The organism is Neobacillus vireti (genome assembly GCF_036962465.1).
GTDB classification, from domain to species: Bacteria; Bacillota; Bacilli; order Bacillales; family Cytobacillaceae; genus Neobacillus; species Neobacillus vireti_B.
In genome coordinates this window covers 145,843-171,307 of the sequence record NZ_JBALNF010000025.1, presented here as the reverse complement: position 1 = coordinate 171,307, position 25,465 = coordinate 145,843, and the positions used below count along the sequence as shown (strand labels likewise).

The window sequence follows — 25,465 nt, the reverse complement described above, 5'->3', positions numbered from 1 at the left end:
TCAAAAAAAGCGTCGAACACCAAAACTGGTGTTCGACGCCTTTTCTTATCCTATATGTTTATTCGAAGATAAATGATTCAAAATTTGCTGATAGGCTGACGCTTCCTTTACTAATCCTTTAGCTTGATACATTTTACTTATTTTCCGGATGGGCACAGGGTTCTGTGGCTGCATCTCCATCTCCCAAGCGAAACAGTCAATCGCTTTGTCATATTGTTTAAATTCAGCATAAAAGTCACCCAATTCCATCATTCGATCAGGATTTTCTACTAAAGCTGTCATTTCCTTAATTTTCCCAATCACATCTGATGTTGGAAATATGGACTGAAACGATAAGAGCTTTTCCTCAACAGAAGGAAGATCATACAAATCTAGTAGTTTAACCGATAATTGAAACAATTTCTCCTCCCATTCCAGATGGGGATGATTATCAGGCAGATGTTTCAATGCTTGAATCCATTCATTGATATGCGCAATGACAAAGTCTGGGTCAGCTTTTTCCCAAATCTGTTCTAGCATGTCATCGTAAGCCGATGGCAGGTCCTTAAGAAAGGGGAATAAGCAAGTAGCAGCTTTCTCTACGCTCCCAGCCTGCAACAGTTTTTCTAGGGTGGGTTTTGCCTCAAGCAGGTACTTAAATGGATTAATATGGACCTGACTTAAGAGAATGAGCCAATCTTCTATTGTGATAAATTGTAAGGCTATTTCTGTATATTTTTCTACGCTGCCGGCATCGGGAAATTCTAACCACAACAAAAGCGCCGCTAAACCATCTTGTTTGTTTAGAAGGAATGCTCTTTCTTTTTGGCGTGACCGATGTCTGAAACAGTATAATTCTACAAATAGCGGATCTTTTTCATAGAGTGAGGATAAATCCTTGGAATGATAAATTTGATGATACGGATGGAATTCATGTGAATCCATACGTTCCTTTGCAGATTTTAATGACGGAGAGAAATCATGTAAGAGTTGAATAACTTGAAAGGATTTTAAAAATTTGCCGTTTCTTCTAAAGTTAAAATAGATTTTATCTAAAATACTGATTAGCTGTTCTTTTTCATAAAAGGCGTCAAGCGTTGTGGAAATAAAGGCCACTTCCTGAAGCGGGAAATGGAGTTGCAGATGAGAGAAAAGTTTACTCTTCGAAGGAATGGTAACGGATTGGGGAATTAGTGCTGCTAAGACTGGATGGGAAGAATCAAGAAGCATTCCTTCGGTCAAAGCCTTTTCAATAAAAGTTCCATTATCTATATGATTAAGCTTAGCTCCATAAACCAAGGTGTTTTTATAATATACTAAGTACCATTTTTCGTTATTCTCGGCTATAACCTCGAATACCTTGCTCCTAGCAAAAACTGCCGCGCGGGCAAGTTTCCCTCTTACCGTTTGTTTTTTATCTTTAATCAAAACTTCACTACCCATTGCACTCGTCCCCTTCCTCACATGGCCACTTGTTCTTACCTAAAGTATAACATAAGTCTAAAAAAGAGATGCGGAAACGACAATCTGTAAAGATAAAGTAACACACTTATATAGAGTTACTATAGCAACTCTGCCGGTCCGGGACATTACGCAAGCTTCGCTTTAACCTTTAAACATTGCTCATAAAACTTCTCTGGTTCTTCGAAATTTAATAAATGGGCAGAGTGGTCAAACCAGATAAATTCTTTATGGGGACAGTCTATGTTGTTAAAGTATTCTAACGCTAATTCGGAAGGGGTTTGATAATCATGCTTGCCTGCAAAAATATAAACAGGAATCGCTAACTGAAGAGGATTCCTTAAAAAATCAATCTCCATTACTTGCGGCCACATTGATTCTAAGGAAAATCTCCCTGCCTTCATATAACGCATCCAGTCCTTAAGGGTATACTCATGAGCAAAAAACATATTGGAATAAATAAGATCGAAATCACTAACCCCGATGGCAGATCCGCCAAACTTCGTCAGCCACCTTCTCTGAGCTATAAGATAGTTCATATCAGAAGGATTGTACACCAAATCCGTTAACTGTCTGACCGCATTTTCCTCATTTAGTTCGCGGGCCTTCTTTAATGTGTATTCGTAGGATATTTTTTCTCCCTTCTTCATATTGGCAACCTGGCCGATTCCTATGTAGCTATGAAGAAAGTGCGGGTAATGTTGAACGATCAATGTCCCTAGTATTGTTCCCCAGGAATGAGCAACTAAGTACAGTTTCGATTGTTGAAATCGATTTAATAAATACTGGATTAACTCAACTGCATCCTGGACCATGTTTTCAATGGTTAACTCATCTTTGTTAATTTTCGGAGAAAAGGACAAGCCTGCGCCTCTTTGGTCCCAATTCACAACAATAAAGTCCTTTTCCAAGTTTCTTTGAAACTTAGGGGCAAAGCCGATCTGTGCCGTTCCTGGCCCGCCATGTAAAAATAACATCAGCGGATTTTCAACATTTTCCCCTCTGATTAAAATAAATTGTTTATTCCCGCCAAGCACAACCTCTTCTAACGATGCAACAGGATGGTATTTACTCTTGATTGGGTTCGTTCTTCTCCTAAACATCTTGCCTCACCGACCCATCTTTGAACTACTCTATTTCCTATATTATACATTTTTATCCAATATATGAAAATATTAAAAAAGGGCCTACCTCTTTTTTGAAGTAAGGCCCAACCTGAAATCTAAATGGAATAATCCTCTGGAATAAACACTTTTAACTGCTTTGGTTTTATATATACTTCTTCTCCATTTTTAAGGTCAAGATTTCGAAAATATTCCTTCGTTAATTCGGCTTCTAAATAATCACCAGTATCGTTTCGGATGAGTTCAACCTGGACAATTGCACCTATTTGATGAATATAGTTGACTTTAGCGGCTGCATAATCCTGCCTATATTCCCGTTTAATACTGATATCATGAGGTCTAGCATACCCAACCGCTTCAGTATTAATGGTTTCCGCAAATTCAGGAGCGTCCACTTCAAACTCCCCATGCTGCAATTTTCCATTATGTAAACGGCCTTTAAAGAGATTCACATTCCCCAAGAAGTGATAAACAAACGGACTATTCGGGTGTTCGTAGACTTCCTCCGGCGTGCCAATTTGTTCAATTTTCCCTTCATTCATGACAACAATCCGATCGGCCACATCAAGGGCCTCCTCCTGATCATGCGTCACAAATATACTCGTAATCTGATAATCATCATGAAGCCTCCTTAACCAGCGGCGGAGGTCTTTTCGGACCTTGGCATCCAAAGCTCCAAACGGTTCATCTAACAAAAGCACCTTTGGCTCGACGGCTAATGCCCGGGCAAGAGCGACACGCTGCCGTTGTCCGCCTGATAAATGGGATGGATACCGATTTGCAAAAGCTTCAAGTTTTACTAGTTTCAATAGTTCAGTGACTTTTTCTTTAATCTCACTTTTTGAGGGTCTATTTTTACGCGGACGGACCTTTAAACCATACGCAATATTATCAAAAACCGTCATATGGCGGAATAAGGCATAATGTTGAAAAACAAAGCCCACCTTGCGTTCTTTTGCACTCAATAAAGTAATATCTTCATCGCCAAACAGGATTACACCATCGCTGGCATCTTCAAGTCCCGCAATAATTCTTAAAAGCGAGGTTTTCCCAGATCCAGAAGGTCCGAGGAGTGCAACCAGTTCCCCAGTTTGTATGTCTAGATTAATATTTTCAAGGGCTTGAAAGCTTCCGAACGATTTTGAGATGTTATTAATTTGAATGCTCATTTTATGCTTCCCCCTCTTCTGGTATCATGGTCTTATTTGCTTTCCATTCAATAATATTTTTTACTACTAAAGTGATAATTGCGAACAATGACATTAATGATGCGACAGCAAAGGCCGCTGAAAATTGGTATTCATTATATAAAATCTCAATATGAAGCGGCATAGTATTCGTCATTCCGCGAATATGTCCTGAGACAACCGATACCGCACCGAATTCTCCAATCGTACGAGCCGTACAGAGAATCACTCCATATAATAAGCCCCATTTTATATTCGGAAGGGTTACCAGCCAAAACGTTTTCCAGCCGCTCGCACCAAGTGTCATCGAGGCCTCTTCATCGGCTGTCCCCTGTGTTTGCATTAATGGAATTAATTCTCGCGCTACGAAAGGCAGAGTGATTAGCAAGGTTGCCAGCACAATGCCGGGAACGGCAAAGATAATTTTTATATCATGCGCCTGCAGCCATGGACCAAATAATCCGTGACTGCTGAATAACAAAACAAACACCAGCCCGGCAATAACCGGCGAAATCGCAAACGGCAAGTCAATAATCGTAATCAGCAAACTTTTTCCTTTAAAATTAAACTTAGTGATCGCCCATGCAGCAGCAACACCAAAAATAGCATTAAGCGGAACGGCAATCAAAGCAATCAACACCGTTAATTTGATCGCCGCTACGGCGTCTGGATCGCTGATTGCTTCCAAAAATACAGCACTGCCTTTATCAAAAGCCTTTATAAAAATAGCAAGCAGCGGTAAAACCAGAAACAGCCCTAAAAAACCGACTGCTAATGTAATCAATAAATAACGAACCCAACGCGGTTCAGCTTCTTTATCGGAATTCTGTATCTGTGGATTTGAGTATGTTAATGGAACATGTCCGGACATTTTTATCCCCCATTATTAAATGAATTTTCGATTGGTCCACCATTGTAATAGGTTAATAACCAATAGCATGCAAAAGGAAAATACAAGCATGACAGCGGCAATCGCAGTTGCCCCCGCATAGTCATATTGTTCTAACTTTGTCATGATTAACAACGGGGTAATTTCTGTTTTCATCGGCATATTTCCTGCAATAAATACTACTGAGCCATATTCACCCAGCGACCTGGCAAATGCTAGGGCAAAACCTGTCAAAGCAGCAGGGAACAGTTCCGGTATAACTACTTTTACAAAGGTCTGGAGCCTGTTTGCCCCTAAGCTTGCAGAGGCCTCTTCCACTTCCTTATCCACGTTCTGTAAAACGGGCTGTACCGTTCGAACAACAAAGGGTAAGCCGATAAACATTAAGGCCACTGTAATTCCGAGCGAAGTAAACGCCACTTTAAAGCCTAAAAATTGGCCAACCCAGCCATTTTCTGTATACAAGGTCGTTAAGGCAATCCCAGCGATTGCAGTTGGCAATGCAAAGGGTAAATCTACGAGCCCATCAATGATACGCTTACCTGGAAAACGGTATCGAACTAGGACCCAAGCAATTAAAACTCCAAAAATAACATTGATCGCTGCCGCCATTAGAGAGGCACCGATGCTTAACTGATAAGACGCCACAACCCTTGGCTCCGAGATGGTGTGCCAAATTTTTGACCAGGGAGCTGTCGCCGAATTTATAAATATCATCGATAAAGGCAAGATAACTAGAATACTAATATAGGTCATCGTAAACCCTAGCGACAGTCCGAAACCCGGCAATACGCCTGTTCTCTTTTTAAAAAGACCCATGAGGTTGACCCCTTCCATTTAGATACATAGAGAGCACGAATGCTCCCTATTCTTCTTCTTATTTAGGTTGATAAATTTGGTCGAATGTCCCGCCATCATTAAAATGTTTTTCCTGCGCCTTTTTCCAGCCGCCAAAATAATCATCAATGGTGACCATTTTAATTTGTGGGAAGACATCTGCATATTTCTTTAGAATTTCTTCATTCCGAGGACGATAGTAATTCTTCGCAATAATTTCCTGTCCTTTATCGGAGTATAAATATTCCAGATAGGCCTTTGCTACTTCTTTTGTCCCCTTTTTATCTGCTACTTTATCAACGACAGCCACTGGCGGTTCAGCAAGAATGCTGAGTGATGGATTCACGACCTCAAACTTATCTTTGCCTAGCTCATTTAATGTAAGATACGCTTCATTCTCCCAGGCAATTAGCACATCACCAATTCCGCGTTCTACAAACGTAGTCGTAGCACCGCGTGCTCCTGAATCTAATACCTCGACATTTTTATATAATTGACTCATAAAATTCTTGGTTTTGGCTTCATTTCCGCCAAATTTCTCTTGTGCATACGCCCAAGCTGCCAAGTAGTTCCATCTAGCACCGCCAGACGTTTTTGGATTCGGAGTGATAACAGAAACGCCTTTCTTTGTTAAGTCATCCCAATCCTTAATCCCTTTTGGATTCCCTTTTCTAACTAAGAAAACAATTGTTGAAGTATACGGTGTAGAATTATCCTGTAAATTCTTTTGCCAGTCCTTAGCAAGCAAACCATTGTTAGCAATCTCATCAATGTCATAGGCCAATGCTAGTGTTACAACATCTGCCTCAAGTCCATCAATAACAGCGCGCCCTTGTTTACCAGAACCGCCATGTGATTGTTGAACGGTCACCTGCTGACCAGTTTTCTTTTCCCAGTATTGAGCAAATTCCTTATTGTACTGTTCATAAAGCTCTCTCGTAGGATCGTATGATACGTTTAATAACTGGACTGGATCTTTCTTTTTCGTCGTTTCTTGAGCGGCTGTTTTCTCCTTTTTTGTGGATGTTTCCGTACTAGATTTTTCGTTACTGCTGCAGCCTGCTAAAATAAGTGCGATTAACGCAAATACCAGTGTAATTTTGTATAAATGTTTCTTCATCTTGATTCCCCCTCTGATTTAAAAAAAGCTGCCTAATTTTTATCCCTGCCTAAGAATCGTTGTGCCTATCTCCAGGCAGAACGTAAGCATATGTAAAATTAAGCAGCCTTCAGTCGACTGATCGGCTAGTCTTATACTCTTTGATTTTTTGCACTAGAACGTCTTGATTCAAAACGAGTCTTCTCTGTTTTATCGATTTGTGTAATCGAACCGTCGTGAATCGTAATCGTAACAGAACCATACTCAATATTTTTTAATGCTTCTAAAATGACTTTTGTTCTCTCTTGATCTATTGCTGCCATCAGATCCTCTCCCTTTAAGTTTAATTAATTAATATCACATCAGAATACTTGGTTTTATGAATAAAAAATTTTAAGTTCCCATCTGATTGCCTACAATGTGGACTGCACTTACTAATTGGATACGTCATTTGCTGATCTCCCCTCTCTTTAGACACAAAAAGGCTTATACTCTCGTCTGGGAGTATAAGCCTTTGGTTGACCAATCAGCTTAACCTTTTTTATTTATTATTTGGGCTTGAATTATTTCCATTTTATTCTGACTTTTCCGAGGTGTCAAGTGGGTTTTAAGATAATTTTATTAAATTATTAAAATATTTTTATTGCTGTGATAGATTTTCTATATCAAAGCTGTGGCAGTAGGCCTTTACAATGATACCATCATTGGCAGGCTGAAAGTCATGTTGTGGAATACGCTCAAATCCCAGACGTTCGTATAATCTCATTGCACTGGTCATAAATTCTCCAGTATGCAAACCGATTGACTGGAAGCCTTTGGCTTTCGCCCTAGCGATGCATTCAGAAATAAGCGCCGTGGCAATCCCTTTTCCTTGGGCCTCGGGGGCAACAGCAAGCATACGGATTTCAGGATAATCCAGTTTCTCGACATTGCCTTCATAGGCATCTGTTTTCGCCGGGTATAAAACCACACTGCCGACAATCTTTCCGTCTAATTCTGCCACGATTCGTTCAATATCAGGATGGGTATCTGCATCGGATGAAATCGCTTGTTTCAACGCTTCCCAATGTCCTTCAGGAATGCTATTTGCATGTATTTCATAAGCATGAATCCGTTGTTCTCGTATCAGCGGTAATTCCTTTACTGCAGCATCACGAATGATCATTATCCTTTAACTCCTATTCCGCTTTCTCATTTTATTAAAAATTTCTCAGGCTTATTACTTAAATTTTGTCGATTATGCAAGGACGTTATTCCTGAAAGGTCAGGTCCTTTTGGCAAGATATGATAGCTTTTTTGATCATTACTAGCAATATGGTTTGATAGATGATAATGCCTTTTAATCGCGACAAAATCAGTCGTATCTCCAAAACCAGGAGTCTGATAAAGATCTTGCAGATATCCCCATAGATTCGGAAAGTCAACAATACGATTACGATTAGCCTTAAAGGCAGAGTAATAGGCGGCATCAAAGCGGACAAGAGTAGCATAAAGACGAATATCCGCATCAGTAATATAATCGCCAAATAAGAAGCGCTGTTTTGAAAGGCGTGCTTCTAATTCATCTAATCTTGAAAATAAGGTTTCATAGGCCAGTTCATATGCCTCTTGAGACTGGGCAAATCCACACTTATAAACCCCGTTATTCACATCATGGAAAATGACATCATTTAACTGGTCGATTTCGTCCCGTAAGTGCTCAGGATATAAATCCGGGGCATTCTCTTTATGAAAAGGTACCCATACGGTTTCGAGATAGTTTGTTAGTTTAAAATAATCGTTATTAACGACCTTCTGCTCTTTAATATCGACGATAACGGGAACGGTAGGTCTGCCCGTGAAGTCAGGGGCTGTTTTCAAATAAATTTCACTCATATAGCGAATCCCTAAGACAGGATCGACACCATCCTCATCTAACGAAAATTCCCAATCCACATGTGGCAATTTGGGCCTCATCGGACTGGCAGTCCCTAAACTAATGACCTCTTCCAGCCCAAGCAGACTGCGGGCAATGACAGAACGATGTGCCCAGGGGCAAACCGCTGACCATAATAGTCGGTATCTTCCTGCCTCAATTGGAAGCTCCCCCTCCTGATTACCAAACGGGGTTGTAAATCTGTTTTTTTGGCGGTTAAATGAACCATCAGTCTTAATTTCTATCACTGTTCCCTTACTTCCACTCTCCTGCACTATTAACACCCTCTCCTATTGATCATTTAATTTTAGGAGTTCTAACTTTTATCAGTCAATCTAAATATCTGACTATAACCAATATTTTTAAAATATTATTTTCAAAAAAGCCCTTGCACGGCTAGTAAGAGTTTGGGCAGCTACAAACAGCCGTCCTTTCCCTGGCCAACAAAAAAAGGTATGCACATTTATATGCGATACCTTCCTTAGTTAGTATGGTTTTAATATCATAAGAGCGATGATGATGATGAAAATGAAATTTTCTAGGTATTCACAGCGAAATAAAATTTTCGCTAAACGCCAGTACTCCTCAGGAATCTCCTCACCTTGATGTGCAGCCAATAAGGCTTTTACAGGTTTTGACCTTGGGGATAAGATGAGCGGACCGATTGCAAGTGCTCCTAAAAATAAGACCAAACTTGTCACATACCATCCCATCCGAAACAAGCTCGGATTTAGAAAACCCATCGTTAGCCCTGTAACCAGCAGCAGTGTACCGCCTGCCATCACAAAAATATGGAGCTTGTGTCTGAGCCGATAGGAGTGTCTTAATTCAGTCATAGTATTTCCAGATTTAACGACTGTTGTTAAAATAAACCCTGGACCCATTCCAATGATCGCAGAAAAGATATGAATGAACACAACAATTTTGTAGAATGTAATCACTTGTAAACCTCCATCACCAGTTCCAATGTTCCCATTCTATCATATTTTCTATCAAAGTCTGACCTGCAAAGTTCAACGATTATCTGTTAAATAAGTGATGGACGGCTTCTTCCAATTCTTCGATTAAAGGAAAGGAGTTTTGGTATCTCAGACTTTCTACAATGTGGGTATAGTACCATTCCTGTTTTTCCTTACCGGCATTAAATTTACTCCAAATTTCGTTCCCAATTCGCTTATAATCGTCTGTAATGGAACGTATGTTATGTAATTTATCCGCACAAGCGACTGCCCGGATATCTCTTGGAGCATTTTTTAAGTATTCGATTGTATGTTTTTTCCGCAGATCCCACGTTAAAGATTTATCCGGTTCAGAGCATCCAGCAACAATTTCCGCAATCTTGAATCCGAATTCCTGTTCAATATCCTGCAATGAAAGGTCCGTGTCTTCAACCGTATCATGAAGGATACCAGCTGCAATCAGCGTTTCATCGTATCCTGCCTTCATTAAAATCATCCCAACTGCAACAGGGTGCACAATATAGGGGATATCACTTCCTTTTCGGCGTTGTTTAACATGGGCTTTGGCTGCCATTTGCAGCGCTTTTTCAATAACATCCATTTTGAATATACCTCCTTTCCAATATCTTATTTTTTCAAGATAAATTTTAAAGGAGCCTGGATTTCCAAGCTCCTCGCTTTGTTCCATTAAGCTTGTTTACTTTTTTCCAACATCGTCGACCCCTTGAAAAGAGGAACGAGAAAAAGAATTCCGATCACAAAAAGCAAAGCGGTTGTTTCATACATTGAAACGAGGGAAAAAGTCTTCTTCAACCACCCGCTCGTTGTCATTGTAATTACCATGCAACCCATGAATATAGGGTTTAGTATCCCATTAACACGGCCAATAAAGGCTGCATCGGTATTCTTTAAGATCATGGTATTGATTCCTATATGAACACATGGCATAAACAAACCGCTGATAAATTGGGCGGTCAAGGTTAACCAAAACATGTCGGAAAGCCCCATTACTAAAAAGCCAAGTGCACTGACACCCATACCAATCGCAAGCAAAATTTGCGGTGGTGTCTTTTTCGAGAACCCGACTGTAAGACCTCCGCCCAAAATCATTCCGATTCCAAATGCAGCCATCAGCCATTGCAGCTGCTCTTTCGGCAGACCAAGCTGTTCAGTTACGAGAAAGACCGCTAATGGCTGAGTAAGCCCCAACGCCAAGCCCGCCGCGGCAAAACATCCCCCCAGCATGGTAAGGGCACGGCTCTGCCATACATATTTGAATCCAGCCTTCATCTCTTGAAGTAAGGTGGTAGCTTCTGACATTTCTTCTGCATCATAATCCGACGGCAGTAAGAATAAGATCCCCGCTGAAAGTAAAAAAGCTACCCCCATAATGGCAATGGCCGCATTGATTCCAAAATGCTGGTAAACAAACGTACCAAGTACCGGACCGACAATCATAAACAATGCAAAGATGGTTTGGTAAATAGACATTCCCATTTGAATAAGCTCTTCTTTTACATGAAGTTTAAAAAGCTTCATTCCAGCAGGCTGGGAAAACTGGGATAAAATCGACGATACCAATGTTGCAAAAAAGATGACCTTCCATCCGCCAAAGAAAAGGGCCAGCAAGACCACAAAAATGGAAATAGCACTCAGAAAATCACACCATATCATCGTCATTTTCGGTTTCCAGCGGTCAGCAAAGGTCCCGCCGATAAATGAAAAGAGAAAGATTGGGGCAAACTCCGCTACTGATATCAGTGATACAGCGACGGGGTCTTCATTTGTCTTTTCTACAACATACAACAAAATAGAATAATTCCTTACCCAAACCCCAATTTGCAGAAAAAACGTCGAGAGTAATAATGTCTGGATTACCCTATTTCGAAACAATAAACCCATTGAAACATTTGCATTTGTATTTCCTTGTTCCATAAAAAAACCTCCTTATCCAACAATCCGGACAGGAGGCACTTTAGGACATAAAACAGCCAAGTAATAGTTTACTTCGCCACATTTAATAAAAAAGCCCGCACGAATCCTATCCAGAATATGTTCGTTATCCGAATTTTTTCCAAAAATAGGACTAGTTAATCATCGGACTTTAAGTCACCCTTTTCGTTATAACGTATGTTTATCTTACTGTAAATCCAGTTTAAAATCAAGTGGATTTTTCCACTTTATGGAATCACACTCTACTCGTGATCAAACTCCTCAGTCAAATGTTTCGAGCTATGATTAGATTCTGTATAATTATTAAGATTAGGACTGTTATTTAAAATCTGGTGCGCATCCCACTGGGCCTTTAAAGGTTGAATGTAATGCTCTGGAACAACAACCCCTCTTTTTTTCAAATGCGAATAAATGCTTTCCGTCATACGCAAGCGACCCCTTTCCTGTTAAGAAGTGACATACCTGCTTCTCTATTTCATTATATCACTTGAGCTACACATTTGATAGCGCTTTCATTAATTTCTAATAAAAGAAAATAACGTCCCCATTCCTTCAGCAAAATCCCTATCTTTTTAAATGTAAAACCATATAGGCATCATCATAATAAACTCCATCTATTTTTAAAGCATTCTTTTCTAGCCCAAACTCCTGAAAGCCTAATTGAGTATAAAGCTGTTTCGCACTATGATTACTGGCAGTTACGTTCAAATTGATTTGTTCAACCCCGGAGATATCCTTCGCTTTCTGGATGGCCGCGGTCATCAGTGCCTTACCTGCCCCTACTCCCCGTCTGCTCGGGGTGACATACATGGCAAAAATGTTTGCCCGGTGGCGAATTTTCTTCCGTTCTTCTTGTAGTAAAGTTACAACGCCAATAAGTTTATCCTGATCGAAAGCTCCAAAAGTAAAGTTTCCTTCCGCTGTAAGGTTTTGAGCTGTTTGTTCTACGGCGTTTTCCTTTGTGACTGACTCCTCATAGCTAGCTAAAAATGCCTCGGGATGGTTCTTTAATGCTTCGAGCCGTAATGTCCAGTAATTTCTGGCATCAGCTGGAGTTAATAACCGAATTTCCATTATTACTCTCTCCTTTGTTTATTTTTCACTATAAACTCCTGAACCCTTTCCATTGTTCACCTCTTTCAATTATTTCCAACATAAGTTATAACCCGTAATGCAATCCTAATAAAAAAGGAGTAATCATATGAAAAAACTTCTGATCAGTTTGATTATTACATTTGTTTTTATAGATATAGGAATATGGCAGTCCCCCCACGAAGCTGCCGCCCAACAAAAACCGATCCCGCCATATGCCAAATGGGGTACTTACGCAATGAAGAAAACGCAAGAAAGGTATCCTCATGCGAAGATTATTGATTATCTTCATATTGGGAGAGTAACAGGCCCACGATCCAGCACTGAAAAATTTAAACTCTGGTTAAAAGATGACAAAAAGGAATTTGGCGTGTTTGTGGATATTGAGTTCAACCCTGCAACCAGTCAAGTGATTAGGACTACTTTTAAGGAAACTACACGGTAAATGAAGGAGGGAATGTTAAATTCCCCTCCATTTTAGTCAGGTCAATCATTGGGAACCCATTATCTCTCCCCATGTAATGCCTTAGTCAACAGACTGATCGCTTGGATTACCTCGTTTACATTCTCTTGATTATTCATTTTATTTCTTGCATGGCGTAAGACCGGTCTTACGGATTCGACGGAACGGCCAAATTCGTTCATCCATTTATAACGCGGAACCATCCAGGTGTGAAAATGGTGAGAAGTATCTTCATTATAAAAGTAATAAACATGTTCAATTCCTAGAACGTCTCTTTGCGCTTTTCTGATTTTTGTTAAAAGGCTTATATAATCAAGCTGCTCTTCCTCTGTTAATTCATCAAAGCAATAAATATGCCGCTTAGATGCTAAGATAATTAATCCTTTTATGGGGTAGGCGACATCCTGATGCGCGTGGAAATGCTCTGTCTCGATGACAACACCACCATCAGGCTGCACCAGGCCGCTCGTTAGTGCACAGCTTAAACATTCCACCTCAACAGTGGTTCCGTTAGATAACGTGATTTGTCTCATTACTATTCCCCTTTACTCGTCAACTATCTTTTTTAAGATAGTGCAGGATAGGATGATTAGGCTGACCAGTGGGATGGTTGCGAGAGTAATCGAGGCAGCTTTGTCTTGGCATCTCCCATGGCAGCATTTACTTGTGCTTGAGTGAGAAAGATACTTCCAGTAAGATCTGCTCCGCTAAGGTTAGCATCACGCAGGTCGGCTCCAATAAAATCTACGGTTCTTAGGTCTGCTTCCCTTAGGTCAGCCGCAATCAGATAGGCCCCTCTCAAATTAGCTCCTCTCAAGTCCGCTTTTCTTAAGTTAGCTCCGATGAGATCAGCACCACGACGTATCTTTCGTTTTGACTTCGAACCAGCACGAACTAGTTCACTTGTTTTTACTAGTAAGTTATTTATCTCTGCTCTGTGTGTGGATACATTGAGTTGCTTAAGTTGGTTGGGACTCAGCAGTGTAAGCTTTTCTGTTTGATCGATGGCTTGACGGAGTTGTATATGTATGGTTGCTGCCTCTTTTAATGATAGGGCTTCAGTTAAATACCAGAGCATTTCCTGGAGTTGCTGGACGATTGGGAAGACAGTAAACATTTCATTGGATGTTTCATTGTCGCAAGTTTCACGCCAGTCCTTGCCTTGGTAGGTAACTTGTGAGACTTTTTGTCCGGCTCCAAAACATTCATAAACCGCACAGCCCTTGAATCCTTTTTTCCTTAAGTTCCGATGAATCCCACAGCGAAAGTCTGATTGTAGATTCGGGCATGGTGTTCCTCCCTTTTTGTCTAAAGCAAAGTCTGCTGAAGCAGTGAACGGCAAGGCGACACAGCACAACCCGAAGCAGTCTTCACACTTGGCACGAAGGTGCTCATGACTGCGGTCATCACGTGATAAGACGGTATGATTAGACAATGGGTTCACTTCCTTTCAACTACCTTTTACTATAAAACAAAATGGTTGGATTTGGGAGAAGTTTTTGATGATCTGTTTGGTTAACTGTGATTGATTATTTCTAATGGACATAATTTCCAGGAGACTCTTTCATTTGTCTTAGAGCTGAAGTCTATTGGACAAAATTGTTTTGGCTATATAAAAATTGCCCAATAGAGGTGATCTATTGGACAGGATTTTCGCTGGCTTCTGAATTTTGTCTTTTTAAGACGCTCTATTGGACAAAATAATAGGGTCTTTTAGCTAAACTGTCTATTAGAACCTTCCTATTGGACAAATTCATCGAATCTCTTAGGCAAACTGTCCAATAGAACCTTCCTATTGGACAAATTCATCGAATCTCTTAGGCAAATTGTCCAATAGAACCTTCCTATTAGACACATCCATCGGACCTCTTAGTTAAACTGTCCAATAGAACCTTCCTATTGGACAAATTCATCGAATCTCTAAGTTAAACTGTCCTCTAGAAATCCGAAAATTATCAGATAGACGGGACTAATTCTTAACTTAGACCAATTAGCTTCCATCAAAAAAAACACAAGCAATAAGTTCGCTTGTGTCTGTCAAAATAATCCACTTAATCTTTCTCTCCCATTGAATTGGGACCAACTATATTCCTAAAGGCCTTCTTCCATACCAAATACCCGTACTCCATAGTTGACAACGTCAGCCCCATCCAGGCAAACAGACACGAACCTGGGTAAAACTCATATGTACCCTGCTCCCTTTCATTCTCGCTCTCAACCCGGCCAGCAGCAATTTTTTCAACAGCAGGACCTTCTGCCACATTCAAAACGCCCATCTTTTCAGGAACCTCAGCAGTCCCCTCTTCTCCTCTTTCTGAAAGATCTTCTACCGAAGCACCCACAGCATTCAAACTCTGTTCAGGAACTACCGCTTCAACAGATTCTCTTATTTTAGGAGATTCCTGTTCTGCCCCCTCATTCTCTGGAAGCAGCACATCCACAGGCCCGCCAGACATCGACTTAATGGCCTCCGTTATAACCTTCGCAATCTCTTCCTTTGACAATACCTTAATGGAGATCCACCCGCGTGGATCCACCTGAAAACCGTGCTTCTTAATCGTATCCTCCGACATATACTTCCCGATCACATAGCCATTTCCACTTGGGTGTAATTGCGTGGCCAAAATCTGTCCCTTTTGAACACTTTCAGGATATACAAAGCTCACCTTTCCATTACCGTTCATCTTTTCCTTCAACTTAAATGAATGAAAAATAGCCTTTTTTTCCTCAAAAGATAACACTCCAATGACTCCCTTCCAAATACCTATATTTTTTATCTAAAAAACAGGCAAAACTAATAAAGAAACGGTCATCAACTTCCAAGCAAAATTTACCAATATCAACATTATTATATCAAATAAATGACACTGGGACTTAAATTCTTGTTATTTTGTAAGGTTTAAAGCCTTCTTTAAAATTACGTCAAAATAGTGAACGTTTTTGGTTGATATAGATTGTTTATGAAAGTTTTTGGTTGATTTTTTTTAAAAAAGTCAGTATGATAAAAGCACAAGTAAGTTATGTAAGCGTTTTATAGGAGGCGAGTTGAATGTTAGAGCCTGAACGCCATCAAATTATTCTAGAAACATTAAAGAAAAAGAACTCAGTTAAGCTGCATGAGCTGGTTGAGCTTACAAATTCATCTGAATCTACGATTCGCAGGGATCTCACCCAGTTAGAAGAAGGAAAATTTCTTAAAAGGGTCCATGGGGGTGCAGCCAGACTTCAAGGAAAGCTGCAAGAACCCAGCATGACCGAGAAATCATCCAAAAACCTTCAAGCAAAGCGGGAGATCGCTCAATATGCTGGCGGCTTAGTGGAAGAGGGGGATTGTATCTTTTTAGATGCAGGATCGACCATTTTTGAAATGATCCCTTTCCTTCCCAGTCAGATTGTCGTTGTAACAAACGGATTAATGCATGCAAACGAGCTTCTCGACAAAAATATAAAAACATATTTACTAGGCGGCAGCATCAAGCCTACTACCAAAGCCATGGTTGGCCGTGGTGCACTTGAGAGCCTCGAACAGTATCGTTTTGATAAATGCTTTATGGGTGTTAACGGAATACACCCCCAATTAGGGTATACAACTCCTGACCAAGAAGAGGCCATGATTAAAAAACAAGCAATCAACCTCTCTCGTGAGGCTTATATTTTAGCAGATGAGTCCAAATTCTCTGAAATTGCATTCGCAAAAATAACCGACCTTCACGAGGCAACAATCCTTACAAATGAGTTGGACATCGATACGAGGGAGCAGTATTCCAGTAAGACAAAAATAAAGGTGGTTACTTCATGATTTATACATTAACGCTAAATCCATCACTTGATTATATCGTAGAGTTAGAACAGGTTACTTTAGGCGGATTAAACAGAACGAAAAAGGAAACGAAATTGCCTGGCGGGAAAGGGATTAACGTATCACAAGTCTTAAAAAGACTAGATTTAACAAACAAAGCCCTTGGTTTTATTGGCGGTTTTACAGGTGATTATATTGAAAACTATCTAAAGTCACTTCAAATTAACACGGATTTTGTCAGGGTTGATGGTGATACAAGAATTAATGTCAAGGTAAAGTCAGAATCGGAAACAGAAATCAATGCTTCTGGTCCAAGTTTAACGAAAGAGAACTTTGAAGCATTAAAGCAAAAAATTTACAAATTAACTAGCGAAGATACCCTTGTATTGGCAGGAAGCATCCCTTCCACTATGCCGACAACGACATACGAACAGCTAGCTGAGATTTGTAATGAAAAAGGAATTAAATTTGTGGTTGATGCAGAAGGAGACTTGCTAAAAAAGGTCATTCCATTACAGCCTTTCTTAATCAAGCCTAACCATCATGAACTTGGTGATTTATTTGACACAACCCTATCCACCTGTGAAGAAGTCATTCCGTATGGAAGAGAACTGATCAAACAAGGTGCACAAAATGTGATTGTCTCACTTGCAGGGGAAGGTGCCGTCCTCATTAACAATGACAAAGCCATCATCGCAACGGTGCCAAAAGGAGAGGTTAAAAGCTCCGTTGGTGCAGGAGATTCAATGGTAGCTGGTTTTCTAGCAACCTATGAAAAAAACAAATCGATTGAAGAAGCCTTCCGCTTTAGCGTTGCCTCAGGAAGTGCTACAGCTTTTTCGATTGGTCTATGTACGCCTGAAAAAATCGAAAGTTTACTTCCGCAAGTAAAGCTCGAAACGAAATTATTTTAAAGGAGACTGTTTATGAAAATTACAGAGCTTTTAACCAAAAATACTATTAACTTAAACATAAAAGGCACACAAAAATTAGATGTAGTTGAAGAGTTAGTTACGGTCTTAGATCATGCCGGTAAATTAACTGACAAGGCGGAATATAAAAAAGCCATTTTAGCAAGAGAAGAGCAAAGTACAACCGGTATCGGTGATGGAATTGCTATTCCCCATGCCAAAACAAAAGCAGTTAGACAAGCAGCGATTGCGTTTGGCCGATCAAAAGAAGGTGTAAACTATCAATCTCTTGATGGCCAGCCTGCCCACCTTTTCTTTATGATTGCAGCAACAGAAGGTGCAAACAATACTCACTTAGAAGCACTTGCACGTCTATCAACTATCTTAATGAACCAAGAGGCTCGTCAACTGCTATTAGAGGCAAAATCCGAAGATGAAGTATTAACAATCATCAACAAGTATGATCAGGAAGATAAAGAAGAAACACAGTCAATGACTGGGAAAAATCAATTTATTGTTGCCGTTACAGCCTGCCCAACTGGAATTGCCCACACATATATGGCTGCTGATTCCTTAAAGGCAAAAGCAAAGGAAATGGGCGTTGACATTAAAGTCGAGACCAATGGTTCTGGTGGCGCGAAAAACGTGCTGACAGCGGAAGAAATTGAAAATGCTGTGGCGGTAATCGTCGCTGCGGATAAAACAGTAGAAATGGCCCGCTTCAACGGCAAACACGTAATTGAAACCGCGGTAGCGAACGGAATTCGCAAACCTAAGGAATTAATTGACCGTGCGTTAAAGCAGGATGCTCCAATTTACCATGGTAATGGTTCAACTGCCAGCAATGATAGCGGAAAGCAAGGCAGAGGCGTTGGGGCAACGATTTACAAGCACTTAATGAACGGTGTCTCCAACATGCTTCCATTCGTTGTCGGCGGTGGTATCTTAATCGCCATCTGTTTCATGTTTGGCTTTAATGCCTTCAAGCCGGATGATCCAACCTATAATCCGATTGCTGAAGCACTTATGACGATCGGCGGCGGTAATGCCTTTGCTCTAATGGTTCCTGTTCTTGCTGGTTTCATCGCGATGAGTATTGCAGACCGTCCTGGATTTGCAGCTGGTATGGTTGGCGGTATGCTTGCGAATGCCGGCGGTGCTGGTTTCCTAGGCGGACTAATTGCAGGTTTCCTTGCCGGTTATTTAGTAGTTGGTTTGAAGAAAGTATTAACGTTTATGCCAGCATCACTTGAAGGTATTAAAACCATTCTTTTATATCCACTATTAGGTATTGCATTAACTGGGTTCATCATGTTATTTGTTGTTAATAAACCTGTCGGTGCTCTAAACCAAGGAATTTCACACTGGTTATCCAATCTTGGAACGGGAAATGCCGTTTTACTTGGAATTATCCTTGGTGCGATGATGGCCTTTGATATGGGCGGACCAATCAACAAGGCAGCATATGTTTTTGGTACTGGATTATTAGCAAATGGTGTATATGGGCCAATGGCAGCCATTATGGCTGCGGGTATGGTTCCACCACTAGGTATCGCTATCGCAACAACTGTATTTAAAAAGAAATTCAGCCAGCAAGATCGTGAAGCTGGTAAAGTGAACTACATTATGGGATTATCTTTTATCACTGAAGGTGCAATTCCGTTTGCCGCAGCAGACCCGCTTCGTGTCATTCCTTCCGTTATGGCAGGTTCTGCTGTAGCAGGTGCATTATCCATGATGTTCCATATTGGCCTTCGCGCTCCTCATGGCGGAGTATTCGTAATGCCACTTGTTAGCGGCAACTGGTTATTGTACCTATTATCAGTTGTAATTGGAGCAATTGTTTCAGCTGTCCTGCTTGGTATCTTGAAAAAGCCTGTAACAGAATAAACTATTCAATGCACGATTTCCATTCAGGGAATCGTGCTTTTTTCATATCCCCATCAAATTATTGAACTTTTTCAAAACACAATTGACCTTATACCTTTAGCTGCTCTATAATAAAAGTGAGTAATCACTCATTTTTATTCCCGAAGGGGGTTTATCAATGTCAGCTTCTATCGTGTTGAAAGATGTTAGTAAAAGTTTTGGAAAAAAAGAAGTATTACATCATGTTAACTTATCGGTTGAACCTGGACAAATTTACGGTTTAATTGGCCCATCTGGCTCCGGTAAAACCACCCTAGTAAAAATCATTGTCGGAATGGATCGTCCCTCCAAAGGTGATGTACAGGTTCTAAATACAACGGTTCCTAACTTACAGCTGCTGCAAAAAATTGGCTATATGGCTCAGGCTGATGCGCTTTACACCGACTTAACCGGTGAGGAGAACTTGGCCTTCTTCGCTTCTCTTTTTAAACTAAAAAAAGAAGTACAAAAAGAACGGATCGCCTACGCTGCCAATTTAGTCAATCTCACAGCCGATTTAAAAAAGAAGGTTCAAGACTACTCTGGCGGCATGAAACGCAGGTTATCACTAGCTGTTGCCCTCATCCAAGACCCGCAGGTTCTTGTATTAGATGAACCAACAGTTGGAATCGATCCCGAACTGCGCCTATCGATTTGGGCTGAAATCAACCGTTTAAAGCAAGAAGGCAAAACCATCTTAGTCACAACTCATGTAATGGACGAAGCGGAAAAATGTGATTATCTGGCCATGGTTCGAGATGGTGAAATCCTAACAAGCGGTTCACCGCAAGAATTAAAAAAACAGTACGGAATCACGACATTAGAAGAGGTATTTTTAAAGGCTGGCGGTGTTAAAAAATGAGGATTCTAGCTTTAGTTAAACGAATTATCCATCAAATGCTCCGCGATAAACGTGCACTTGCCATGATGATGGTTGCCCCTTTATTAATACTCACCCTTCTCCATTACCTGCTCGGAGGTAATACGGTTGATCCGAGAATGGGTGTAATCGGAGCGGATGCTTCCCTTGTTAAACAATTAAAAAGTAAAGAAATCACTGTTAAACAATATACCGACAGTTCTAACTGGAACAAAGTAATTGAACAAGATAATTTAGATGCGATTCTTCAAGTCAAGGAAAATGATATAAAACTTACACTTCAAAATGATCAGCCTTCCGCCACTAAGGCCCTGCTAATTAAGGTTCAACAAGCGATTGCTGCGGAAAATGCAAAAAAGCAGTCTGTAAAAATGACCCAATTCATGCAAGAGATTCAGAATAAGCTGCATGTGGTGCCATTAAAACTCGAGCAGGCTGCGGCTCCAAAAATTGAAACCACTTATATTTACGGTGATAAGGATACAACCTTTTTTGATCAGTTAAGCCCTATCTTAGTTGGTTTCTTTGTCTTCTTCTTTGTATTTCTGATTTCAGGTATCGCTTTGCTTCGGGAACGGACAACTGGAACGTTGGACCGTTTATTAGCCACACCGATTCAACGAAGAGACATCGTGCTAGGTTACTTGTCAGGATACGGTTTATTTGCAATCATTCAAACCCTGATTGTTGTCGTTTATGCGGTCAAAGTACTAGACATTATGCTTGTAGGCTCATTTTGGAATGTGGTCATTATCAATCTGTGCCTTGCACTTGTTGCTTTGTCCCTTGGCATCCTATTATCGGCTTTTGCCAATTCCGAATTCCAAATGATGCAGTTTATTCCGATTGCAATTGTTCCTCAGGTCTTTTTCGCAGGGATTTTTCCGTTTGAAGGTATGGCCGACTGGATGCAAGTGATCGCAAAAATTATGCCCCTGTATTACGGCGGAGATGCATTGGTATCCGTTATGTATAAAGGGTTAGGCTTTAATGATATTATTAACGATCTGCTTGTCTTATTAGGGTTTGCCCTTGTTTTTATCCTCCTAAATATAGTAGTTTTGAAAAAGTATCGAAAAATTTAAAGGAGCAAACCATGTTTGAACAAGAAGAAATGCTCATTCAGCAGCTGTTTGATGAAGAAAAATTAACCGAGAAACAAAGAAAAATACTGCTCGCAGCGATTGAATACTTTTCTGAAAAAGGGTATGCCTCCACGTCTACAAGTGAAATTGCCAAAAAAGCTGGTGTAGCCGAAGGAACGATTTTCCGTCATTATAAAACCAAAAAGGATTTATTAATGGCTATTGTTGTTCCTATAATGGCAAAAGTGGTGGGGCCCTATATCGTAAATGACTTTGATAAGGTCTTAAATCAGCAGTACGACCGCATCGAGGATTTTCTCAAGGCGACGATTGAGAACCGCAGAGATGTCTTAAAAAAACTTCTCCCTGTAGTTAAAATCATGCTTCAAGAGATCCCATTTCACCCAGAGCTGCGAGAACAATTTATTGATTTGATTGCAAAAAATTTGTTTGGTCGTTTTTCAAACATCATTGAAGGCTATCAGCAAAAAGGGCAAATTATTGAAATGCCTGCCTTAAGCATAGCCCGTTTAATGATTACCAGTGTCATGGGCTACTTATTTTCACGGTATATCCTGTTCCCAGATGCTCCGTGGGATGATGAACTTGAAACTGAGCGCACGGTCCAATTTATCATGCACGGGTTAGGTAAAAAAGATTAATTCATAAAATGTCCTTTATCGCCTTCATTGGTATTGGTGAATCAGATGGGAGCAAAACGGATGAATTATAAAATTATTGAACGAGAACATTTTCGAGTAGTTGGAGTTAAGCGAGAGTTTTCCTGTGTGAATGGAGAAAATCTAAGGGAAATCCCTAAAATGTGGGATGTCGTTCATGCCGATGGTACAAATGATTTGTTAGTTGAGCTCAATAATGGTGAAATCAAAGGAGTTGTGGGTGTCTGTGTAAACAAACGTTCCCAGCAGCCCGGATTAATGGATTACTGGATTGCAGTTGAATATGCAGGTTCCCCTCCAGAGGGTTTAGAGATTCTTGATATTCCTGCAGCCAAGTGGGGAGTATTTGAAGTACGGGTCAATGCCAGATTCCATGCAGAATGCTTGGAAACAGATCTTTTCGGAATGGTTCCCATCTAGTCATTTCGAGCATGCAGCGGGTCCTGAGTTAGAAGTCTATTCTCCAGGTGACCCTTGGAGCCCAGATTATTACTCTGAGATATGGATCCCGCTAAAATAATCGTAATTAAGAAGGCGGTGCTGCTTGCGCACCGCTTTTTTCTGCTAAAAATCACACGTTAACCTCCCTGTGTTGTTTGGAAAAATTGATTAGCCCCACTGAGTGATTGATCTTAAAGAGAGGTTCCGACAAACTGTGCACCACCTAGGTTTAAGAGAGAGTTCATAGTGATTCCCCCTAGTATCTTAGCTCCCTAATCAATTTTTTACTTTTACAACCTTTTGAATAACAAAACTTAGTCCATAACCAATCCATACACCTAACAGATTTAAGATTAAATCATCAATATCCATGCTGCCGCGTTTAGTGAGATGCTGCATAATTTCAATAAATAGGATGCTTAATGCCGGTATCAAAACAAACTTCCACCAAGAGCGGTGCCTTGAAAACATAAGAGCAATTACCCCATAGGGTACGAATAAAAGGATATTGGCAGTTAAATTGTAAAAAGCTATTAAAAAATTACCGTCTCCACCAAGAAATCCGCGTATGGTTTTAAAAGGGATATAATTGATCTGACTATATTCCTGATTTGTTGGACGAAAAAATAACAACACGAGTAATCCTATGCTATATAACGTTATTAATATTTTAAAAATGAAAGTAGAGATATTGATGGTACTTCTGCGCACATAAAAAACTACAAGCATAGTAAGACTTGTCAGGCACATCCAGATAACAACCAAAACAATCGGATGGAGATAGGCTAGCAGCCTCAGCCAAACAGGTAATAATAAAACATAGATTAGTTGTGAAATTCCTAAAGAAATCCATAATGATTTGTTATCCATTCTTTTCTTCCTGCCTTTGAATATTCCTTTTAAGGAAATATACTGCAAATCGCAGCCCTTATTTCTATAATATCCCATTTACGCCCTGAATTGGACCCCTATTACATCTTCCCAAGCTAATTTGTTTTCATCATCCATCAAATCAAAAAAAGCACAAGCAAGATAAAGCTTATCTGCTTGTGCTTCCGTATTATACAAACCCAACCGTCATCTTATCCGGATCGGAACCTGCTCGACTATCCTGGTTTAATCCATCAATTCTATCCATATCCTCTTGGGACAACTCAAAATCAAAGACATCGGCATTCTCAATAATACGATGCTCTTTAATAGATTTTGGAATTGTTACAACTTCATTCTGAAGATCCCAGCGCAGGATGACTTGCGCTACTGATTTATTGTACTTTTGGGCAATATCCACAAGAACCGGTTCGCTGAGGAGTTGTCCTTGTTTTAAAGGTGACCATGCCTCAAGTTGAATACCTTCTTTTTTACAGAAAGCGTGAAGCTCCTTCTGTGTTAAATGCGGATGATACTCCACCTGGTTTACCATTGGTTTAATTTCAGCCGAACCAATCAAATCTTCTAAATGGTGGGTTTGAAAATTACTTACACCAATAGCACGCACACGGCCATCTTTATAAAGCTTTTCAAATGCTCTCCACGTATCTTTAAATTTGTCTTTTCCTGGCCAGTGAATTAAATAAAGGTCTAAATAATCGAGTCCAAGCTTGTTAAGACTGGTTTCAAAAGCTTTTAGCGTGGATTCGTATCCTTGTTCTGAATTCCAAAGCTTTGTTGTAATAAACAATTCTTCCCGGGGAATGCCCGACTCTTTAATCGCTTGACCGACCCCCTCTTCATTGCCATAAATGGCAGCAGTGTCGATACTGATATAACCGTTTTTGAGCGCAGCCTTAACCGACTCAACAACTTCTTCGCCTTCTTTTACCTTAAACACACCTAATCCCATCCAAGGCATTTTCACGCCGTTATGTAAAGTGGTTGTATCTTTTAAATGGACTGCCATCATCTTATCCCCCTATCGGTTATTATCCTCTTGCCGCTTGAACTTTTTCGATATACTGCCTAGCATATTCGGTGATTTTTTCATATTCCCCCGTTTTGGCCGGTGCGACTAAGTTTCCGCCTACACCGACAGCGACACAGCCGTTCTTGATCCATTTATCAACATTCTCCAAATCAACACCGCCGGTTGGCATAATATTAATTTGTGGAAGCGGCGCTTTGACAGCCTTAACGAATTCTGGACCGTAGGCACTGCCAGGGAATAATTTGACAATATCCACTCCCGCTTCTAACGCTCGCTTCATCTCAGTAAGCGTCATACAGCCTGGCATATATGGAATTTGATAAAGATTACATAGTGTTGCCGTTGCTTCATCGAATGCTGGACTGACTATAAACTGAGCTCCGGCTAAAATCGCTATTCTAGCAGTTGCCGCATCAAGGACAGTTCCTGCACCAATCACCACATCCGGGTGTTTTTGATAAAGCGCTGCCAATTCTTTAATCACTTCATCTGCGCCTTGGACTGTAAAGGTCACCTCAATACCCTGAATGCCTCCTTTTACACAGGCTTCAGAAATGTTTACTGCCTCTTCCCTGGAATCCGCACGAACAACTGCGACGACCCCGCAATCTACAATTTTGGTTAAAATATCGATTTTTTTCAGCACGATGATCACCTCTTCTAGTCTATTTTTTTGCAATTAATCTACTTACATAGTATAAACCCTTTTTATAGTTTAACGAAAGTATCTACATTCGCATCGTATAATGTCCTTCACTTTAAGAAAAAGAGAACCTAGTTATTCAACCAGGCTCTCTTACTTATCAAGGTGAGACTAAATAGGTGTGGTATCAGTGATCAAATAGCTTCCATTCTTTAAATAATGGCTGTGTTAATCTT

Annotated in this window: 27 protein-coding genes and 1 pseudogene; 8 read left to right on the top strand and 20 right to left on the bottom strand. The window is 40.3% G+C overall.

Annotated features, from left to right (window positions below):
- Positions 1–45: 45 nt before the first annotated feature.
- From V7077_RS11325 to V7077_RS11260, 14 genes are all read right to left on the bottom strand, one after another.
- Positions 46–1,422, bottom strand: coding sequence for a tetratricopeptide repeat protein (locus V7077_RS11325; RefSeq protein ID WP_335501456.1), 1,377 nt, complete (start codon positions 1,420–1,422; stop codon positions 46–48).
- Positions 1,423–1,568: 146 nt separating this feature from the next.
- Positions 1,569–2,543, bottom strand: a complete 975-nt coding sequence (locus V7077_RS11320) for an alpha/beta fold hydrolase (RefSeq protein ID WP_335501454.1) — start codon at positions 2,541–2,543, stop codon at positions 1,569–1,571.
- 119 nt (positions 2,544–2,662) lie between these two features.
- The gene (locus tag V7077_RS11315; RefSeq protein ID WP_335501452.1) at positions 2,663–3,733 is read right to left on the bottom strand and encodes a sulfate/molybdate ABC transporter ATP-binding protein; all 1,071 of its coding nucleotides are present in this window, start codon (positions 3,731–3,733) and stop codon (positions 2,663–2,665) included.
- A 1-nt stretch (position 3,734) separates the two neighbouring features.
- Positions 3,735–4,622: a sulfate ABC transporter permease subunit CysW gene (gene cysW / locus V7077_RS11310; protein WP_335501448.1), complete on the bottom strand. Its 888-nt coding sequence runs from the start codon at positions 4,620–4,622 to the stop codon at positions 3,735–3,737.
- A 15-nt stretch (positions 4,623–4,637) separates the two neighbouring features.
- A complete protein-coding gene (cysT, locus tag V7077_RS11305; RefSeq protein WP_335501445.1) occupies positions 4,638–5,459 on the bottom strand; it encodes a sulfate ABC transporter permease subunit CysT in 822 nt (273 codons plus the stop codon).
- A 58-nt stretch (positions 5,460–5,517) separates the two neighbouring features.
- Positions 5,518–6,597: a sulfate ABC transporter substrate-binding protein gene (locus tag V7077_RS11300; protein ID WP_335501443.1), complete on the bottom strand. Its 1,080-nt coding sequence runs from the start codon at positions 6,595–6,597 to the stop codon at positions 5,518–5,520.
- Between the two features lie 131 nt (positions 6,598–6,728).
- Positions 6,729–6,899, bottom strand: coding sequence for a YezD family protein (locus V7077_RS11295; RefSeq protein WP_335501440.1), 171 nt, complete (start codon positions 6,897–6,899; stop codon positions 6,729–6,731).
- Positions 6,900–7,216: 317 nt separating this feature from the next.
- The gene (locus V7077_RS11290) at positions 7,217–7,741 is read right to left on the bottom strand and encodes a GNAT family N-acetyltransferase (protein ID WP_335501437.1); all 525 of its coding nucleotides are present in this window, start codon (positions 7,739–7,741) and stop codon (positions 7,217–7,219) included.
- Positions 7,742–7,767: 26 nt separating this feature from the next.
- Positions 7,768–8,766: a glutathione S-transferase family protein gene (locus V7077_RS11285; RefSeq protein WP_335501435.1), complete on the bottom strand. Its 999-nt coding sequence runs from the start codon at positions 8,764–8,766 to the stop codon at positions 7,768–7,770.
- A gap of 210 nt (positions 8,767–8,976) precedes the next feature.
- On the bottom strand, positions 8,977–9,432 hold the full coding sequence (locus V7077_RS11280) for a DUF2269 family protein (RefSeq protein ID WP_335501432.1): 456 nt from the start codon (positions 9,430–9,432) through the stop codon (positions 8,977–8,979).
- 79 nt (positions 9,433–9,511) lie between these two features.
- Positions 9,512–10,051: an HD domain-containing protein gene (locus V7077_RS11275; RefSeq protein ID WP_335501430.1), complete on the bottom strand. Its 540-nt coding sequence runs from the start codon at positions 10,049–10,051 to the stop codon at positions 9,512–9,514.
- An 86-nt stretch (positions 10,052–10,137) separates the two neighbouring features.
- The gene (locus V7077_RS11270; protein ID WP_335501428.1) at positions 10,138–11,385 is read right to left on the bottom strand and encodes an MFS transporter; all 1,248 of its coding nucleotides are present in this window, start codon (positions 11,383–11,385) and stop codon (positions 10,138–10,140) included.
- 260 nt (positions 11,386–11,645) lie between these two features.
- A complete protein-coding gene (locus V7077_RS11265; protein WP_335501426.1) occupies positions 11,646–11,828 on the bottom strand; it encodes a hypothetical protein in 183 nt (60 codons plus the stop codon).
- A 139-nt stretch (positions 11,829–11,967) separates the two neighbouring features.
- Positions 11,968–12,477 (bottom strand): GNAT family N-acetyltransferase, encoded by a 510-nt coding sequence (locus tag V7077_RS11260; protein ID WP_335501424.1) that lies wholly within the window; start codon positions 12,475–12,477, stop codon positions 11,968–11,970.
- A 127-nt stretch (positions 12,478–12,604) separates the two neighbouring features.
- On the opposite strand from V7077_RS11260, the gene V7077_RS11255 reads away from it, so the two are divergent.
- Entirely contained in the window at positions 12,605–12,940 is a 336-nt protein-coding gene (locus V7077_RS11255; protein ID WP_335501422.1) for a DUF3889 domain-containing protein, read from the top strand.
- Positions 12,941–12,999: 59 nt separating this feature from the next.
- On the opposite strand, the gene V7077_RS11250 is transcribed toward V7077_RS11255, so the two are convergent.
- The 3 genes from V7077_RS11250 to V7077_RS11240 all read right to left on the bottom strand — a co-directional run bounded on the left by V7077_RS11250 (position 13,000) and on the right by V7077_RS11240 (position 15,699).
- Positions 13,000–13,491: an HIT family protein gene (locus tag V7077_RS11250; protein ID WP_335501420.1), complete on the bottom strand. Its 492-nt coding sequence runs from the start codon at positions 13,489–13,491 to the stop codon at positions 13,000–13,002.
- A 56-nt stretch (positions 13,492–13,547) separates the two neighbouring features.
- The gene (locus V7077_RS11245) at positions 13,548–14,393 is read right to left on the bottom strand and encodes a pentapeptide repeat-containing protein (protein WP_335501417.1); all 846 of its coding nucleotides are present in this window, start codon (positions 14,391–14,393) and stop codon (positions 13,548–13,550) included.
- A gap of 616 nt (positions 14,394–15,009) precedes the next feature.
- Positions 15,010–15,699 carry a hypothetical protein gene (locus V7077_RS11240; RefSeq protein WP_335501415.1) on the bottom strand — a complete coding sequence of 230 codons (690 nt, stop codon included), beginning with the start codon at positions 15,697–15,699 and terminating at the stop codon, positions 15,010–15,012.
- A 308-nt stretch (positions 15,700–16,007) separates the two neighbouring features.
- Between V7077_RS11240 and V7077_RS11235 the strand changes: the two genes are divergently transcribed.
- The 7 genes and pseudogenes from V7077_RS11235 to V7077_RS11205 all read left to right on the top strand — a co-directional run bounded on the left by V7077_RS11235 (position 16,008) and on the right by V7077_RS11205 (position 22,741).
- Positions 16,008–16,757, top strand: coding sequence for a DeoR/GlpR family DNA-binding transcription regulator (locus tag V7077_RS11235; protein WP_335501413.1), 750 nt, complete (start codon positions 16,008–16,010; stop codon positions 16,755–16,757).
- Positions 16,754–17,671, top strand: coding sequence for a 1-phosphofructokinase (pfkB, locus tag V7077_RS11230; protein ID WP_335501411.1), 918 nt, complete (start codon positions 16,754–16,756; stop codon positions 17,669–17,671). Before V7077_RS11235 ends, pfkB begins: the two co-directional genes overlap by 4 nt.
- A gap of 12 nt (positions 17,672–17,683) precedes the next feature.
- Positions 17,684–19,558: a PTS fructose transporter subunit IIABC gene (locus tag V7077_RS11225; protein ID WP_335501409.1), complete on the top strand. Its 1,875-nt coding sequence runs from the start codon at positions 17,684–17,686 to the stop codon at positions 19,556–19,558.
- A gap of 157 nt (positions 19,559–19,715) precedes the next feature.
- Entirely contained in the window at positions 19,716–20,438 is a 723-nt protein-coding gene (locus tag V7077_RS11220) for an ABC transporter ATP-binding protein (protein ID WP_335501406.1), read from the top strand.
- A complete protein-coding gene (locus tag V7077_RS11215; RefSeq protein ID WP_335501404.1) occupies positions 20,435–21,541 on the top strand; it encodes an ABC transporter permease in 1,107 nt (368 codons plus the stop codon). The genes V7077_RS11220 and V7077_RS11215 overlap by 4 nt, the downstream gene beginning before the upstream one ends.
- Before the next feature lie 11 nt (positions 21,542–21,552).
- A complete protein-coding gene (locus V7077_RS11210; RefSeq protein WP_335501401.1) occupies positions 21,553–22,203 on the top strand; it encodes a TetR/AcrR family transcriptional regulator in 651 nt (216 codons plus the stop codon).
- A 45-nt stretch (positions 22,204–22,248) separates the two neighbouring features.
- Positions 22,249–22,741, top strand: a pseudogene (locus tag V7077_RS11205) (GyrI-like domain-containing protein).
- Positions 22,742–22,938: 197 nt separating this feature from the next.
- Here V7077_RS11205 and V7077_RS11200 read toward each other — a convergent pair.
- The 3 genes from V7077_RS11200 to V7077_RS11190 all read right to left on the bottom strand — a co-directional run bounded on the left by V7077_RS11200 (position 22,939) and on the right by V7077_RS11190 (position 25,229).
- Positions 22,939–23,532 (bottom strand): VanZ family protein, encoded by a 594-nt coding sequence (locus V7077_RS11200; protein WP_335501398.1) that lies wholly within the window; start codon positions 23,530–23,532, stop codon positions 22,939–22,941.
- A 190-nt stretch (positions 23,533–23,722) separates the two neighbouring features.
- On the bottom strand, positions 23,723–24,562 hold the full coding sequence (locus V7077_RS11195; protein ID WP_335501695.1) for an aldo/keto reductase: 840 nt from the start codon (positions 24,560–24,562) through the stop codon (positions 23,723–23,725).
- Between the two features lie 22 nt (positions 24,563–24,584).
- Positions 24,585–25,229, bottom strand: a complete 645-nt coding sequence (locus V7077_RS11190) for a bifunctional 4-hydroxy-2-oxoglutarate aldolase/2-dehydro-3-deoxy-phosphogluconate aldolase (protein ID WP_335501693.1) — start codon at positions 25,227–25,229, stop codon at positions 24,585–24,587.
- Positions 25,230–25,465 lie beyond the last annotated feature (236 nt).